This window comes from Pseudomonas sp. P2S-1 (assembly GCF_057197725.1).
Window position 1 is genome coordinate 2,099,754 of the sequence record NZ_CM170068.1, and the last position, 15,427, is coordinate 2,115,180.

Annotated in this window: 13 protein-coding genes; 7 read left to right on the forward strand and 6 right to left on the reverse strand. The window is 65.5% G+C overall.

The features are described 5' to 3' along the window. Positions 1-39 precede the first annotated feature (39 nt). Positions 40-1,176, forward strand: coding sequence for an ABC transporter substrate-binding protein (locus AC2CQI_RS09275; protein ID WP_484579959.1), 1,137 nt, complete (start codon positions 40-42; stop codon positions 1,174-1,176). Between the two features lie 38 nt (positions 1,177-1,214). Next, on the forward strand, positions 1,215-2,486 hold the full coding sequence (locus AC2CQI_RS09280; protein ID WP_484579960.1) for an OprD family porin: 1,272 nt from the start codon (positions 1,215-1,217) through the stop codon (positions 2,484-2,486). A 124-nt stretch (positions 2,487-2,610) separates the two neighbouring features. On the opposite strand, the gene AC2CQI_RS09285 is transcribed toward AC2CQI_RS09280, so the two are convergent. From AC2CQI_RS09285 to AC2CQI_RS09295, 3 genes are all read right to left on the reverse strand, one after another. Beyond that, positions 2,611-3,648: an NADP(H)-dependent aldo-keto reductase gene (locus AC2CQI_RS09285; RefSeq protein WP_484579961.1), complete on the reverse strand. Its 1,038-nt coding sequence runs from the start codon at positions 3,646-3,648 to the stop codon at positions 2,611-2,613. A gap of 76 nt (positions 3,649-3,724) precedes the next feature. Beyond that, positions 3,725-4,681 carry an aliphatic sulfonate ABC transporter substrate-binding protein gene (locus tag AC2CQI_RS09290; protein WP_484579962.1) on the reverse strand — a complete coding sequence of 319 codons (957 nt, stop codon included), beginning with the start codon at positions 4,679-4,681 and terminating at the stop codon, positions 3,725-3,727. An 18-nt stretch (positions 4,682-4,699) separates the two neighbouring features. Continuing rightward, positions 4,700-5,665 carry an ABC transporter substrate-binding protein gene (locus AC2CQI_RS09295; protein ID WP_484579963.1) on the reverse strand — a complete coding sequence of 322 codons (966 nt, stop codon included), beginning with the start codon at positions 5,663-5,665 and terminating at the stop codon, positions 4,700-4,702. A 244-nt stretch (positions 5,666-5,909) separates the two neighbouring features. On the opposite strand from AC2CQI_RS09295, the gene AC2CQI_RS09300 reads away from it, so the two are divergent. The 4 genes from AC2CQI_RS09300 (at position 5,910) to AC2CQI_RS09315 (ending at position 11,152) form a co-directional block, all read left to right on the forward strand. After that, positions 5,910-7,094, forward strand: a complete 1,185-nt coding sequence (locus AC2CQI_RS09300; RefSeq protein WP_484579964.1) for an acyl-CoA dehydrogenase family protein — start codon at positions 5,910-5,912, stop codon at positions 7,092-7,094. Then, a complete protein-coding gene (locus AC2CQI_RS09305) occupies positions 7,091-8,035 on the forward strand; it encodes a D-isomer specific 2-hydroxyacid dehydrogenase family protein (protein ID WP_484579965.1) in 945 nt (314 codons plus the stop codon). Before AC2CQI_RS09300 ends, AC2CQI_RS09305 begins: the two co-directional genes overlap by 4 nt. Positions 8,036-8,065: 30 nt before the next feature. Beyond that, on the forward strand, positions 8,066-8,860 hold the full coding sequence (locus AC2CQI_RS09310) for a class II aldolase/adducin family protein (RefSeq protein WP_075805249.1): 795 nt from the start codon (positions 8,066-8,068) through the stop codon (positions 8,858-8,860). A gap of 156 nt (positions 8,861-9,016) precedes the next feature. After that, on the forward strand, positions 9,017-11,152 hold the full coding sequence (locus AC2CQI_RS09315; RefSeq protein ID WP_484579966.1) for a TonB-dependent receptor: 2,136 nt from the start codon (positions 9,017-9,019) through the stop codon (positions 11,150-11,152). On the opposite strand, the gene AC2CQI_RS09320 is transcribed toward AC2CQI_RS09315, so the two are convergent. From AC2CQI_RS09320 to AC2CQI_RS09330, 3 genes are all read right to left on the reverse strand, one after another. Further along, positions 11,153-11,341 carry a co-regulatory protein PtrA N-terminal domain-containing protein gene (locus AC2CQI_RS09320; protein WP_484579967.1) on the reverse strand — a complete coding sequence of 63 codons (189 nt, stop codon included), beginning with the start codon at positions 11,339-11,341 and terminating at the stop codon, positions 11,153-11,155. It lies immediately after the preceding gene. Between the two features lie 146 nt (positions 11,342-11,487). Beyond that, the gene (locus tag AC2CQI_RS09325; RefSeq protein ID WP_075805123.1) at positions 11,488-12,504 is read right to left on the reverse strand and encodes a transporter; all 1,017 of its coding nucleotides are present in this window, start codon (positions 12,502-12,504) and stop codon (positions 11,488-11,490) included. Between the two features lie 20 nt (positions 12,505-12,524). After that, on the reverse strand, positions 12,525-13,472 hold the full coding sequence (locus AC2CQI_RS09330; RefSeq protein ID WP_484579968.1) for a Ppx/GppA phosphatase family protein: 948 nt from the start codon (positions 13,470-13,472) through the stop codon (positions 12,525-12,527). A 194-nt stretch (positions 13,473-13,666) separates the two neighbouring features. Between AC2CQI_RS09330 and AC2CQI_RS09335 the strand changes: the two genes are divergently transcribed. Then, complete coding sequence (locus AC2CQI_RS09335) at positions 13,667-15,346, forward strand: methyl-accepting chemotaxis protein (protein WP_484579969.1); 1,680 nt, start codon at positions 13,667-13,669, stop codon at positions 15,344-15,346. Positions 15,347-15,427 lie beyond the last annotated feature (81 nt).

Below are 15,427 nucleotides of genomic sequence, written 5' to 3' on the forward strand. Positions count from 1 at the left end.
TTCGCTCGCCCCATAACAACAACATCCAAGGAGCTGTTCATGAAACCCTTCCTCCCCTTGCTGCTGGTCGCCGCCATGGCGTCCGCCGCCCAGGCCGATGTCACCGTCGGCGTGATCCTTTCCACTACCGGACCGGGTGCCTCGCTGGGCATTCCCGAGCGCAACACCGTCGATCTGCTGCCGCAAGAGATCGCCGGGCAAGCGGTGAAATACGTGGTCCTCGACGACGCCAGCGACAGCACCGCCGCCGCCAAGAACGCGCGCAAGCTGGTCAGCGAGAACCAGGTCGACCTGCTGATCGGCTCCAGCACCGTGCCGACCTCGGCGGCGGTGGCGCAGATCGCCAAGGAAAGCCACACCGCGCAGATCGCCCTGGCCCCCTATGCCCCGGCCAACGGCGAGCAGGCATGGATCTTCACCATCGCCCAGACCAACGCACTGATGGCCGAAGCGCTGATCGAACATATGCAGGAAAACGGCGTGAAGACCCTCGGCTATATCGGCTACAACGACGTCTGGGGCGAGGACTGGCACAAGGTACTGAGCGAGCTGGCGCCGGCCGCCGGGATCACGCTGGTGCGTGACGAGCGCTTCAACCGCACCGATTCCTCGGTCAGTGGCCAGGCCCTCAAGGTCATGAGCGCCAAGCCCGACGCAGTGCTGATCGGCGCCACCGGCACCCCGGCCGCCCTGCCCCATACCGAACTGCGCCGCCTCGGCTACAAGGGCACGATCTACCACACCCACGGCGCGGCCAACTCGGCCTTCCTGCGTATCGGTGACAAGGCCCTCAACGGCGCGATCCTGCCGGTGGGGCCGGTGGTGGTGTGGGACAAGCTGCCCGACAGCCATCCGTCCAAGGCCATCGCCAGCGACTACGCCCAGCGCTACGAGGCCAAGTACGGTGCCAACAGCCTGTCGCCGTTCGGCGCCTACCTCTTCGACGCCATGCGCCTGGTCGAAGTGGCGGTGCCTGAAGCCCTGAAAAGCGGCCAGCCGGGCAGTGCCGGGTTCCGCCAGGGCTTGCGCGACCAGCTGGAGAAGACCAGGGAAGTGGCCGGCACCCATGGCGTCTACAGCCTGAGCCCCACCGACCACTTCGGCCACGACCAGCGCGCCCGCGCCCTGGTCAGCGTGCAGGACCAGCAATGGGTCCTGCTGCATGCCCCTGAATGACTTCCATCACCGATAACAAGAACAACAAAGGCACAGGCATGAAATCAGTCAACCGCACCCTCGTTCTCGCCACCCTCAGCGCCCTCAGCCCGGTGCTGCACGCACAAGGTTTCTTCGAGGACAGCAAGGCCAGCATCACCGCGCGCAACTACTACTTCGACCGCGACTACAAGGGTACCTCGGCGCAATCGGCGACCCGGGAATGGGCCCAGGGCTTTATCCTGCGCTTCAACTCCGGCTACACCGAAGGCCCGATCGGCTTCGGCCTCGATGCCCAGGGCCTGCTCGGCCTCAAGCTCGATTCCAGCCCAGACCGCACCGGCACCGGCCTGCTGCCGTTCGACAGCACCGACCGCGAGCCACGTGACGACTATTCCGAGCTGGGCCTGACCGGCAAGGTCAAGGTGTCGAAGACCGAACTGCAGGGCGGCACGCTGATGCCGATCCTGCCGATCCTCTTCGCCAGCCCGACCCGCCTGCTGCCGCAGACCTTCCGCGGCTTCAACCTCAAGTCCCAGGACCTCGCCGGCCTGACCTTCACCGCCGGGCGCCTGGACCGCATGAACCAGCGCGACTCCAGCAACGACCAGAAGATCAGCATCGCCGCGCCCAACCGGCGCTTCAATGGTGCGGCGCAGTCGGATGCCTTCACCTATATCGGCGGTGATTACCAATGGTCCGAGCCACTGACCCTCAAGTATTACCACGCCGAGCTGGAAGACATTTACAAGCAGGACTACCTCGGCTTCGTCGACAACCGTGCCCTGGGTGGCGGACGCCTGAAGACCGATGTGCGCTACCACATCAGCCGCGAGGATGGCCTCGGCAAGGCCGGTGAAGTGGACAACCGCACCTTCGGCATCATGAGCACCTACAGCCAGGCCGGGCATAGCCTGGGGCTGGGCTGGATGCAGTTGAATGGTGATACCTCGATGCCCTATATCGCCGGGTCCGAGCCGATGGTGGTCAGCGAGGGCGCGTTGAGCAGCGAGTTTCTCAACCCCAAGCAGCGGACCTGGCAGGTGCGCTACGACTATGACTTCGCCACGGTCGGGGTACCGGGGCTGAAGGGCATGCTGCGCTACCTGGATGGCAGCCATATCGAGTTGCCGGCGGCGCTGGGTGGCTCGGATCGTAGTGAGAGCGAGAAGGATATCGAGCTGTCGTATGTGGTGCAGAGCGGGCCGTTGAAGAACGTCGCGCTGCGGTTGCGGCATGCCTGGTATCGGAATGACTTTGCTTCGACGGCGTCGTTCAGGGATGACAATGAGCTAAGGGTGAATATCGATTACACCCTGGTGCTTTGGTAAGCGGCGCCGGTAAGGGCCTCATCGCCGGCAACGCCGGCTCCCACAGGTTTCGGCGGTGTCCGCGATCCTTGTGGGAGCCGGCGTTGCCGGCGATGAGGCCCCGGAAGGCACCCTCAGACCCGCCTCAAGGCGCCGGATTCGGCTGCTGCACATGGATCGCCTCGATCCCTCGCAACAGCTCCTCGGTCAGCTTCACCTCGACGCTGGCCAGGTTGCTGTGCAACTGCTCCAGGTTAGTTGCGCCGATGATGTTGCTGGTCACGAACGGCCGGCTGGTGACATAGGCCAGCGCCAGTTGCGCCGGGTCCACGCCATGGGCACGGGCCAGGGCGACGTAGCCTTGAGTGGCCTTCTCTACCTGCGGATTGTTGTAGCGCTGGAAACGGTCGAACAGGGTCAGGCGCCCCTTCGGCGGCTGCGCACCATTCAGGTATTTGCCCGAGAGCACGCCAAACGCCAGCGGCGAATACGCCAGCAGCCCCACTTTCTCGCGAATCGACATCTCCGCCAGGCCCACCTCGTAGCTGCGGTTCAGCAGGCTGTAGGGGTTCTGGATCGACACCGCCCGCGGCCAGCCACGGGTCTCGGCCAGGTGCAGGAAACGGTGCACGCCCCACGGGGTTTCGTTGGACAGGCCGATGTGACGGATCTTGCCGGCCTTGACCAGGTCGTCCAGCACCTCGAGGGTGTCCTCGATGGCGGTGGGCTCATCGGTGGCGTCGTGCACATAACCCAGCTGACCGAAGAAGTTGCTTTGACGATCCGGCCAGTGCAGTTGGTAGAGGTCGAGGTAGTCGGTCTTCAGGCGCTTGAGGCTGTCTTCCAGGGCCGCAGTGATATTGGCCCGGTTCAGCCGTGCATCGCCGTTACGGATATGGTCGATGCGGTGCGGCCCCGCCACCTTGCTCGCCAGCACCCAGTGCTCACGGCCGCCGAAGCGGGCGAAGTAGTTGCCGATGATGCGCTCGGTCTCGCCGTAGGTCTTCGCGATCGGCGGCACCGGGTACATCTCGGCGGTATCGATGAAGTTGACGCCGGCCTCACGGGCCACCTGGAGCTGCTCGAAGGCCTCGGCCTCGTTGTTCTGCTCGCCCCAGGTCATGGTGCCGAGGGCGATGGCGCTGACCTGGATTCCGCTGTTGCCGAGTTGACGCTTTTCCATGAAGCACTCCTTTTTCGAAACGGCGAAGGCCGCTGGCACCCCGAAAGGCGCCAGCGGCCTGTATTCGGTTACCGCCTCAGCGCGCGACGGGCTTGAACAGCTCCACGGCGCTGGCGTCGATCTTGCGCGGCAGCAGGCCCTGGGCAAAGAACACATCGGCGATCTGCTGCTGTTCGGCGAGGTTATCAGCCTGTACCGGCTGCACATCATAACTGCGTCTGCCATTGGCTTGCTCGACCGTCGCGACATCGAGGTTGCCCCAGAGCGGTCCAAGCACCTTCGCAGCATCGCTCGGATGGGCCTTGATCCACTTACCGGCGCCGCTCAGGGCAGTGAACAGGGTGTTCAGTACCTGTGGGTGAGCCTTGGCGTAATCGCTGGAGGCCAGGTAGTAGCGCTGGTAGTTCGACAGGCCCTGGCCATCGCTCAACACCCGTGCATGCTGCTGGCGCTGGGCGCTGGCGACGAACGGGTCCCAGGTCACCCAGGCATCCACCTTGCGGTTCTCGAAGGCAGCGCGGCCATCCGCCGGAATCAGGTAGGCCGGCTGGATATCGTTGAAGTTCAATCCGGCCTTGGCCAGGGCCTGGATCAGCAGGTAATGGCTGCCGGCTGCCTTGGTCACGGCGATCTTCTTGCCCTTGAGGTCGGCGAGGGTCTTCAGCGGCGAGTCCGCCGGCACCAGGATGGCCTGGGCCAGGGGCGACGGGGTTTCGCGGGCGAAATAAACCAGCTTGGCACCGGCCGCCTGGGCGAATACCGGGACGGTGTCGGCGACATCGGCGGAGACATCGACATTGCCCAGGTTCAGCGCCTCCAGCAGCGGCAGGCCACTGGCGAATTCGTGCCAGGTGACGTCGATGCCCTGGACCTTGAGGTCTTTCTCCAGGTTGCCCTGGGCCTTGAGCAGGGTCAGCAGGGTCGAGGATTTCTGGTAGCCGATACGCAGGGTTTCGGCGCTGGCGGTGCCGGCGAGGCTGGCGCCCAGCACCACGGCGGCGGCCAGTTGATAGATGCGTTTGAAAGGAATCATATGCGCGAAGCTCCGCAATCAGGGGGTCTTGGTCAGTTGTACGGTGGCCGGCAGGACAAAGCCGCTGGCGAAGGTCGGGGCCACGTCGAGGCGCCCGGCGATCAGGCCGTGGGCCTGGTAGAAATCAGCGGTGTCCTGTTGCTCGGCGATGGTCTGCGCATCCACGGCCTGCCAACGCAGTTGCCGGCGCTCGAACTGCAGGCGCGCGGCGTCCACCGGGAAGCCGATGATCTGCGCCAGGGTCTTCGAATAGCTGTCGAGGTTGCGGTTGGCCCAGTCCTGGGCCTTGGCCAGGCGCGTCAGGTAATCCTGCAGGGCCTCGCGCCGGGCCGGATCGGCCAGGGCCTTGTCGGTGGCGGCGAGGAAGCTGTTGCCGCTGGACAGGCCACGGCCATTGACCAGCACCCGGCCCTGCCCGCTCAGTTCGGACAACGCGGTGTAGGGTTCCCAGGTGGCCCAGGCGTCCACCGAGCCATTGGCCAGGGCGACCTTGGCGTCCACCGGGCCGAGGAAGCGGAATTCCACGTCCTTCTCGCTGAGGCCGGCGCTGACCAGGGCCTTCAGGGCAATGTAGTGCCCGATGGAGCCGCGCCCGGTGGCGATGCGCTTGCCCTTGAGGTCCGCGGCGCTCTTGAACGGCGAGTCCGGCCTGACCAGCACTGCCGTGCCATAGGCATCGGACTTGTCCACGGCAATCGCCTTGACCTGCGCCCCGGACGCCAGGGCGAACAATAGCGGTGCATCGCCGATGATCCCGGCATCGATGGCCCCGGCATTCAGCGCTTCGGCCAGGGGCGCAGCGGCGGGGAATTCGGCCCAGCGGATGTCATAGGGCAGATCTTTCAGGCCATCGGCCGCTTCGAGCTGGGCGCGCATATTGCCCTTCTGGTCGCCGATGCGCAGTTCGACACGCTCGGCGGCGAAAGCCGGACTGGCCAGCAGCAAGGCGGCTCCAAGGGCCAGGATTCGGGTAAGGGGGATCATCGCGACGCTCCTTGAGGCTGGATCTCAGCCTGTTGTCAGGTTCCGGGTTCCATCCGCTATGCGACGCGGAATGTGAGCCGACTGTAGCGAGTCGCGCATAATCAGTGAAATGCATTTTGGTCATAACCTAATATGCGAACAATTTTTCATTTCCGTGATTAGCTTAGAACCATAAAGAATTTTACATAGGCACTCACCGCACATACGGTCATAAGCCCTGCCGTCTTATGCAAATGAGTGCCTGATGAGCCAGTCTTCCGCCAATACCGTTCCACTGCACCGGGCGACGCCGCCCGAGGACGCTTTAGACCCGGTCCTTGCGATCATCACCCGCGAGCTGGCCGCCAGTGCCGCCGGCTTCGACCGCAGCGGCGCGTTTCCCGCCGCCAACTTCGCCCTGCTCCAGCGCCATGGCCTGCTCGGCCTGACCGTGCCGAAAAGCCTCGGCGGAGGCGGCGCCGACCTGCCGACAGCGCGCAAGGTGATCGCCGCAGTGGCCAAGGGCGAGCCGTCCACCGCGCTGATCCTGGTGATGCAGTACCTCCAGCATTTCCGCCTGCAGGACGACCAGCGCTGGCCGGCCCATCTGCGTGAACGCCTGGCCCGCGAGGCGGTGGAGCACGGCGCGCTGATCAATGCCTTCCGCGTCGAGCCCGAGCTCGGCACACCGGCCCGTGGCGGCCTGCCGGCAACCGTTGCCCGGCGTACCGCCGAAGGCTGGCGGCTGTCCGGGACCAAGCTCTACTCCACCGGCAGCCATGGCCTGGAGTGGTACCTGGTGTGGGGTCGCAGCGACGACGCCGACCCGCTGGTGGGCGGCTTCCTGGTGCACAAGGACAGCCCCGGCATCCGCATCGTCGATGAATGGGATCACCTCGGTATGCGCGCCACCTGCAGCCACCGGGTCGAGTTCGACAACGTGCTGCTGCCCCTGGACCACGCCGTCTCGGTCAGCCCGGCCAGCGCGCCGCGCCCGGAACTGGATGGCGAAAGCCTGGTATGGATGGCGGTGCTGCTGTCGAGCATCTACGACGCGGTGGCCCAGGCCGCCCGCGACTGGCTGGTGACCTTCCTGCGCGAACGCACCCCGTCCAACCTCGGTCAGCCGCTGGCCAGCCTTCCGCGCTTCCAGGAGCGGGTCGGGCGCATCGACACCCTGCTCTTCGCCAACCGCAACCTGCTCGACTCCGCCGCCGCCGGCCTGGTCCCGGCGCAGAACGCCGGGCAGCTCAAGCAACTGGTGACGCAGAACGCGATCCAGGCGGTGGAACTGGCCATCGAGGCCACCGGCAACCCCGGCCTGTCGCGGCACAACCCGCTGGAGCGGCATTACCGCGACGTGCTGTGCAGTCGCATCCATACCCCGCAGGACGACGTGGTGTTCCATGGCACCGGTCGCGCCGCCCTCGATGCAGGAGTCAGCCCATGAGCAGCGTCAGCGTGATCGCCAGCCAGCTGGATGCACAAGCCAACGAATTCATCCGCCAGCAATTGCCGGAGCACCGGGTCCTGGACCTGAGCCCGGAGCAGTTCAATGCCGAACGCGCCGACGTGGTGATCCTGCGCCCGGTCAACGTGCGCGGGCGCCGGGTCGACGAGGCGCCGCGCGGCTGGCCCTGGTCGCTGCGCTGGGTGCAGTTAGTGTCGTCCGGTATCGACTTCTACCCGGACTGGCTGTTCCAGGGCCCGCCAGTGACCAGCGGCAAGGGCAGCAATGCCGAGCAGGTGGCCGAGTTCGCCCTGGCGGCGATCTTCTCGGCGGCCAAACAGTTGCCGGATATCTGGGTCAAGGACGATGACTGGCGCTTCAGCTCGCTGCAGCCAGTGCGGGGCAAGACCCTGGGCATTCTTGGCCTCGGCAGCATCGGCAAAAGCCTGGCGGCCAAGGCCGCGGCGCTGGGGCTGCGGGTCATCGCCCTGGGCCGTCCGGGCCAGCCGCTCGACGCCGGGGTACCGGTGGAGGCCGTGGCGGATATCCACCAGCTGTTCGCCGAGTCCGACCACCTGGTCCTCGCCGCGCCGCTGACCGCCCAGACCCGCGGGATCATCGGCCGCGAAGCGCTGGCGCATGCCAAGCCCGGCCTGCACCTGATCAATATCGCCCGGGGCGGCCTGCTCGATCAGCAGGCGCTGCTCGAAGCGCTGGACGCCGGGCGCATCGGTCGGGCCACCCTGGATGTCACCGAACCCGAGCCGCTGCCGGCCGGTCACCCGTTGTACAGCGACCCGCGGGTGTTCATCTCGCCGCACACCTGCGCCCTTTCCACCGACGGGATTCGCGGCTTCGCCGTGGATTTCGTCGAGAACTTCCGCCGCTATCACCAGGGCCAGCCGCTGCGCAACCTGGTCGATCACCAGCGCGGCTACTGACCTTTCACGCGAATCCCCAGGAGTACTGCAATGACTGCCGTTCTATCCGTCAAATCCGATCTCGACAGCGTGCGCCAGCGGGTCAGCGCCGAGGAATGGGAGGTGCGCGTCAAGCTCGCCGCCGCCTATCGGCTGGCCGCGCTGTTTCGCTGGACCGACCATATCTACACGCACTTCTCGGCGCGGGTGCCGGGGCCGGAGGAGCATTTCCTGATCAATGCCTTTGGCTTGCTGTTCGATGAAATCACCGCGTCCAACCTGGTCAAGGTGGATGTCAACGGGACCCTCATCGACGACCCGCTGGACCTGGGCATCAACCAGGCCGGCTATGTGATCCACAGCGCCATCCACCGCGCCCGCCCGGACCTCAAGGCGGTGCTGCATACCCATACCCGCGATGGCGCGGCGGTGTCGGCGCAGCGTGACGGCCTGCTGCCGCTGTCCCAGCATGCGCTGGCCTACTACAGCCGGGTGGCGTATCACACCTATGAGGGCGTGGCCCTGGACCTGGACGAGCAGGAGCGGCTGGTGGCCCACCTGGGCGAGAGCAATATCCTGATCCTGCGCAACCATGGGCTGCTGACGGGCGGGATCAGCGTCGAGCATGCGTTCCGTGAACTGCACGGGCTGGAGCGGGCCTGCAATATCCAGATCGCGGCGCAGGCCGGCGGGAATGCGGACCTGCTGTTCGCGCCGGAGGCGGCGATCGAGAAGGTCAGGCAGCAGACGGCGGCGTTTATCGACGGCAACAGCCCGGGGATCCAGCGGCATTGGGATGCGTTGATCCGGCAACTGGATCGGGAGGGAGATGATTACAAACAGTGAGGGCCTCATCGCTGGCAAGCCAGCTCCCACAAGGATCGCGTGCACCGCTGGACCTGTGGGAGCTGGCTTGCCAGCGATTGGCCTTCAGATGCACTAGAGAACCCACTGACCGACCCCACTCAGGGAGGAAAAACCCAAAAAAAGCAGGAAGCCAACATGCCCAAACCCGCCTTGCGCCACGCCCTCCCCCCATTGCTGCTGACCCTCCCCCTGACCACCATCGCCGCCACCGAAGAACGCCTGCCCAGCGTCACCGTCACCGCCGAGCACCGTCAGGAAAACCTGCAGAAAACCCCGGTGGCCATCAGCGCCTTCGACGAGACCACCCTGCGCGACCAGCAGATCAACAATATCCGCGACCTCTCCGGCCGCATCCCGAACCTGACCCTGAATCGCCAGTCGATCTCCTACAGCGCCCAGACCTACGGCATCCGCGGCATCGGCGAGACCGACCCGATCCAGGAAGCCGCCGTGGCCGTCTATGCCGACGACCTGTACATCCCCCGGGCGATCTCCTCGATGCTCGACTTCAACGATGTCGAGCGCGTCGAAGTGCTGCGTGGCCCGCAAGGCACCCTGTACGGCCGCAACAGCGCCGCCGGGGCGATCCGTGTGATCACCCGCGACCCGGACCAGAAAACCCGCGCCTTCGTCGAACTCGGCGCTGGCAACTACGACGCACGCAACGGCCGCCTGCTGGTCAGCGGCCCGCTGGTGGACGACACCCTGTTCGCCAGCTTCTCGGCCCTGCGCCTGAGCCGCGATGGCACGGTGTACAACCGCACCCGGCACAAGGACGTCAACAACGTGGATATCCAGTCCTATCGCGGCAAGCTGCGCCTGGCCCCGGTGGACTCGGCCTGGGACACGCAACTGACCTTGGCCGGCACCTTCGACCGCGGCGACACCACCAGCTACACCCCCTTCGACCCGAGCAACGGCCACTTCGACAAGTTCAAGACCTACAGCAGCCTCGACCCGAAGAACCGCCTCGACCAGGGCAGTGCAGTGCTGCGCTCGATCTACCACTTCGACGATCAGCTGAGCTTCAAGTCGGTCACCGCCTGGTCGGCCTTCGACCAGCCGGTGGACTACGACAACTCCGGCGAAGCCAACACCGGCAACGCCGCACCGACGCAGAACAACCTGATCCACTACAAGCAGCGCTACGCCACCCAGGAGTTCCAGCTCAACGGCGAGTACCAGCGCTTCAACTTCACCCTCGGCGCCTACCTGTACAAGGAGCGCTTCCGCGCCGAGCGCGACAGCCTGACCTACTCGGTGGCCGCCGACCGGGTCAATGCCAGCGGCCAGTACAGCACCACCGACACCGAAAGCTACGCCCTGTATGGCCAGGGCACGTACAAGCTGACCTCACGCCTGTCCCTGACCGCCGGCCTGCGCTACACCGCCGAGCACAAGAACTTCGACTACCAGAACTACGCCATTACCCGGCAGCGCGAGATCACCGGCCTCAACTTCAGCGCCGAAACCAGCGAAAGCTGGGCCTCGTTCAGCCCCAAGCTGGGCCTGGAATACGCCTGGAGCGACGAGCTGACCCAGTACGGCTACGTGGCCAAGGGTTTCAAGGCCGGCGGCTTCGACAACCGTGCGCCGACCCGCCTCGCCGCCTTGCAGGGCTTCGACCCGGAGAACGTCATCACCTATGAAACCGGCGTGAAGGGCGACTACCTCGATGGCCGCCTGCGCAGCAACATCGCGGTGTTCTACAACGACTACAAGGACCTGCAGACCAACGCCTGGGACCCGGCCATCAGCGCCAACCTGCGCACCAACGTCGGCAGCGCCCACAGCTACGGGGTGGAGCTGGAAAACACCGCGCTACTCAGCCGCGACCTGACCTTCAAGGCCAATCTCGGCTACCTCGAGGCGCAGTACGACGACTTCAAGAATGCGGCAGGGCCGGGGGTGGATGCCGATGGCAACCGGATGGTCTTCGCGCCGCGCTGGAACCTGGCGCTGGGCTTGAACTGGACGCTGCCGGTGGACGTACCGGGCGCACTGGTGGCGGGGACCGACTGGCAATTCCAGAGCAAGTCCTACGCGAATGCGGTGAATGGCGATATCTACGAGGTGCCGCAGCAGAGTTTCTGGAACGCCACCAGCAGCTACAGCAGTGGTGATGGCCACTGGACCACCACCCTTGCGGTGAAGAACCTGCTCAACCGCGCTTATCCGCAAAGCATTGCGTATTCGGCGGCGAGCAGTACGGCGTATTACTCGGTGAATGATCCGCGGACCATCACCTTGAGCGTGCGTTACGACCTGTGATCAGGAATCGCGCTTGTCGGTAGTCGACTGCTCGGCTTTCTTGTCGGCTACCGCCTGCTGCGGTGCCTCTTTTTGTGCCTGCTGGAATTGCGCATGCCATTCATTGACCCGGTCGCTGCCGCCTTCTGCATGGGCCAGGACTGGCAGGGCGAAAAGGACGGACAGGGTTGCGGCTTTGAACATGGACATGGAATAGGACCTTTGCTTGCGCTAACGGAAATCGTTTAGCCCGGGCATTGTCCGAAGGTGCGATTAACCGGGAATTAAGCGCCCGGAGCGCTGCTGTCTTTCCCGGTCTGCGCGCTGCGGAGCAGCCCGAAAGCCTGACGCGAGCGTCAGTAGTCCCCACGCTTGCGGAAGGCCCAGCGCCCCGCCAGCGCGGTAAAGGTCGCCACCAGCACCACCAGCACCCAGAAGCCGTTGGGGTCCTCCGACAGCGGCACCCCGCCCACGTTCATGCCGAAGAAGCCGGCAATGATGTTGATCGGCAGCGCCAGCACCGTGACCACCGTCAGGGTGAACAGGGTGCGGTTGTTCTCCTCGGTCAGCTTGGCCGCGATCTCTTCCTGCAGCAGCTTGATCCGCTCGCCCAGCGCCGTGAGGTCGTTGATGATCACCGAGAACTCCTCGGTGGCCGCGCGCAATTGGCGGATGTCCTGCTCCTGCAGCCAGTCCGGCGGCCGGTTGAGCAGGCGCAGCAGCGAGCCCGGCTCCAGCGCCAGCAGGCGTTGCAGGCGCACCAGTACACGGCGCATGGCGCTGAGGTCGGCGCGGTTGTCGCTGAGGCGCTGGGACAGCAACTGGTCCTCGATGCGGTCAACGTTCATGGTGGTCTCGCGGACGATCTGGGTCAGTACATCGCCCTGGTCGCCGAACAGGTGCACCAGCAACTCGATGGTCGAGCTGAACTGCTCGCCACGCTTGACCGACGAACGCAGGCGATCCACCGAGTGCAGCGGCTGCAGGCGCGTACTCACCAGCAAGCGCGGACGTACGCAGGCCCACAGGGTGGAGACGTCGGACGAGACCATGCCGAAGTTGAACACCACATCGTTGACCACCGCGAGCAAGGCGGTGTCGGCGTGTTCGATGCGGGTCGAACGCGAGCCTTCGCGCAGGGTTTCGAAGAAGGTTTCCGGCAGGTCGAGGCTGCCCTTCATCCAGCGCTCGCAGGCGGCGTGGGCGAGGTTCATGTGCAGCCAGAGGAATTCCTCGGGGTCGCGGGGCGCGAGCATCAGCTCGCGGGCTTCGCTGGAATCGATCTCCCGCCCCGGCTGGCCGGGACGGAACACGAAGCCGTAGAGCAGGCCGTTGAGGTCGGCGTCCTGCTGATGGCCCTGGGTGGTGATCATGCGGGCTCTCGGCAAGGGAATCAGTGACGGGAAGAACCGCTATCCACGAGGCTGTGCAGCAGGCCGAAACGCAGGCCGGGCTCGGACGGGGTCATGTCCTCGATACCGAAGACCTTGAACGCCGCCAGCATGATCGCCAGGCCACCGGGGAGCATGCCCTGGCGATGGGCCTGCAGACCGCCAAGCTTGAGGCGCTTGACCTGGCCGGCATCGAGCAGGGCCAGGGACAGGCGCAACAGCCCGGCATAGGTGATGCCATCGCGCCCGCCCTCGTTCAGGCCATTGGCCTTGAGCACCCGGGACAGCATGCGCGCGGTGCCGGACGAGCCGATCGCCGCATGCCAGTCGTGTTCGCGGATATAACCATCGACCCGGGAGAACTCCAGGGTGGCGTGCTGCTCGGCCTGCTGCAGGGCGCGGCTGTCGACCCGGCCAGCGGGGAAATAGCGCTTGCCGAAGGTGCCGGAGCCGATGGTCAGGCTTTCGGTGAAGATCGGCTGCTTGCCGCGGCCGACGATCAGCTCGGTGGAGCCGCCGCCGATATCCACCACCAGGCGCGTGGTTTTCTCGCACGGCATGGTGTGGGCGATGCCGGAGAACACCAGCTCGGCTTCTTCCTGGCCGGAAATCACCCTGATGGGAAAGCCCAGGCGGGCCTCGGCGCCTTCCAGGAACACCGCTGCATTGCGCGCCTGGCGCACTGCGCTGGTGGCCACCGCGCGCACCCGCGCCTCCTTGAAGCCGCTGAGGTGTTTGCCGAAGCGCTCCAGGGCCTGCCAGCCGCGCTCCAGGGCGAGCTTGTCCAGCGACTCGTCACGCAGACCCTCGGCCAGGCGCACTGGCTCGCGCAGGCTTTTCACCTTGCGGATCAACGGGCGGCGGTTGCCGGGGATCTGCTGGCCGATGGTCATGCGGAAGGCGTTGGAACCGAGGTCCACGGCCGCAAACAGGGGGGCGCTGCCTTTCATGGGAGATGTCCTGATAGGTCCGACGGCCAATTCCGCGCCGGGCGCAAGCATGTTCGAATTTGATGGCAGGAATGTTACCTCTCGTTTCATGACACTTCGGTGACGCGTGCGCCCTCGAGCCTTCAGCTTTTCCCGGCCAGGCCGATGACCCTGTTACCTCCCCTCGCCTTGTGCCCGTCACTGAGGACTCGAAGATGCAGCTGACTCTAAAAACAAAACTGCTGTTGCTTGCCGTACTCCCCGTCCTGGTTTTCGCCCTGGTCATCAGTGGCGCCGCCGACCGGATCCTGCGCAACCTCGCCGAAAGCGAGATCAGCGAAACCCGCCAGCGCCTGCTGGATGAAAGCCGCCAGAGCCTCGAACACTACATGCAGATCGCCGTTGGCTCGGTCCAGGCCCTGTACGACGCCGCCCCCGCCGGCGACCTGGCCAGCCGAAGCGAAGCCATCGCCCTGCTGGCGAAGATCAAGTACGGCAAGGATGGCTACTTCTTCGCCCACGACTCCAACGTGGTCCGCCTGTTCCGTGGCGACAGCCCGGTGGACGTGGGCAAGAACCTCAGCGACCGCAAGGACGTCAACGGCGTGTTCATCAACCGCGAGCTGGTGCGGGTGGCCAAGGACGGCAGCCACTACGTCAACTACAGCTCGCCGCTGCCGGGCAACGAAAGCGTGCAGGTGCCGAAGCTGGCCTACAGCCTCTACCTGCCGAAATGGGACATGGCCGTCGGGACCGCAGTGAACCTGGACAACATCGAGCTGCGCATCACCGAGCTGCGCGCCGAGATCGACCAGCGCATCGACTCGATCCTCACCAGCATCATCGCCATCGCCGCGGTGCTCCTGGTGATCCTCGGCATCGCCGGGCTGATGCTCAGCAACACCCTGCTCAAGCCGCTCAAGGCGATGAAGGACAACCTCGACGCCATCGCCGACGGCGACGGCGACCTGACCCATCGCCTGCGCGCCGGCAACGACGAACTGGGCCAGTTGGCCGGCTCGTTCAACCGTTTCGTCGAGAAGATCCAGGGCCTGGTGCGCCAGGTGGTCGAGGTCAGTGGCGAGCTGTCGACCCTGGTCGAAGCCGTGGAGAGCCAGAGCCGTCGCTCGGAGCGGGCAATGGAAGCCCAGCGCCACGAAACCACTCAGGTGGCCACGGCGATCAACCAGATGTCCGCCGCCGCCCAGGAAGTGGCCCACAGCGCGCAGAACGCCGCCCAGGCCGCCCAGGAAACCGACAGCCAGGGCCAGCAGGCGCGGCAGGTGGTAGACGGCAGCATCAAGCGCATTCATGCGCTGGTGGAGAACATTCGCGGCAGCGGCACCTCGCTGGACAGCCTGCAGCAGGACGTGCAGTCCATCGTCGGGGTGCTCGGGGTGATCCGCTCGATTGCCGAGCAGACCAACCTCCTGGCCCTCAACGCCGCCATCGAGGCAGCCCGGGCCGGTGAGGCCGGGCGTGGTTTCGCCGTGGTTGCCGATGAGGTACGCGGGCTGGCCAGCCGGACCCAGCAGAGCACCCAGGAAATCCAGGTGATGATCGATCGTCTGACCACCGGCACCCATTCGGCGGTGGAGTCGATGCGCAACTCCTGCGAAGCCGGCGACAGCACCCGCGACCAGGCCAGCGAGGCCGGGGTGTCGCTGGATGCCATGGCGGGGTTGATTGGCACCATCAGCTCGATGAACGCGCAGATCGCCAGTGCGGCGGAGGAACAGACGGCCGTGGCCGAGGAGATCAACCGCAGCGTGCACCAGATCGCCCAGGCGGTGGACAGCGTGGCCGAGCAGACCCGGCAGGGGGCTCAGACGGCGCAGAGTCTTTCGGCGCTGGAGGGGCATCTGCGGGCGTTGGTGAAGCAGTTCCGGATCTAGTGCTCTTTCGGGCCTCATCGCTGGCAAGCCAGCTCCCACAGGGTCAGCACAAACCTTGAGACTTGTGCAGTACCTGTGGGA

What these genes read in the sequence shown, in the direction of transcription:
- AC2CQI_RS09275 (WP_484579959.1), top strand. Translation starts at nt 40, where the DNA reads ATGAAACCCTTCCTCCCCTTGCTGCTGGTCGCCGCCATGGCGTCCGCC.
- AC2CQI_RS09280 (WP_484579960.1), top strand. Translation starts at nt 1,215, where the DNA reads ATGAAATCAGTCAACCGCACCCTCGTTCTCGCCACCCTCAGCGCCCTC.
- AC2CQI_RS09285 (WP_484579961.1), bottom strand. Translation starts at nt 3,648, where the DNA reads ATGGAAAAGCGTCAACTCGGCAACAGCGGAATCCAGGTCAGCGCCATC.
- AC2CQI_RS09290 (WP_484579962.1), bottom strand. Translation starts at nt 4,681, where the DNA reads ATGATTCCTTTCAAACGCATCTATCAACTGGCCGCCGCCGTGGTGCTG.
- AC2CQI_RS09295 (WP_484579963.1), bottom strand. Translation starts at nt 5,665, where the DNA reads ATGATCCCCCTTACCCGAATCCTGGCCCTTGGAGCCGCCTTGCTGCTG.
- AC2CQI_RS09300 (WP_484579964.1), top strand. Translation starts at nt 5,910, where the DNA reads ATGAGCCAGTCTTCCGCCAATACCGTTCCACTGCACCGGGCGACGCCG.
- AC2CQI_RS09305 (WP_484579965.1), top strand. Translation starts at nt 7,091, where the DNA reads ATGAGCAGCGTCAGCGTGATCGCCAGCCAGCTGGATGCACAAGCCAAC.
- AC2CQI_RS09310 (WP_075805249.1), top strand. Translation starts at nt 8,066, where the DNA reads ATGACTGCCGTTCTATCCGTCAAATCCGATCTCGACAGCGTGCGCCAG.
- AC2CQI_RS09315 (WP_484579966.1), top strand. Translation starts at nt 9,017, where the DNA reads ATGCCCAAACCCGCCTTGCGCCACGCCCTCCCCCCATTGCTGCTGACC.
- AC2CQI_RS09320 (WP_484579967.1), bottom strand. Translation starts at nt 11,341, where the DNA reads ATGTCCATGTTCAAAGCCGCAACCCTGTCCGTCCTTTTCGCCCTGCCA.
- AC2CQI_RS09325 (WP_075805123.1), bottom strand. Translation starts at nt 12,504, where the DNA reads ATGATCACCACCCAGGGCCATCAGCAGGACGCCGACCTCAACGGCCTG.
- AC2CQI_RS09330 (WP_484579968.1), bottom strand. Translation starts at nt 13,472, where the DNA reads ATGAAAGGCAGCGCCCCCCTGTTTGCGGCCGTGGACCTCGGTTCCAAC.
- AC2CQI_RS09335 (WP_484579969.1), top strand. Translation starts at nt 13,667, where the DNA reads ATGCAGCTGACTCTAAAAACAAAACTGCTGTTGCTTGCCGTACTCCCC.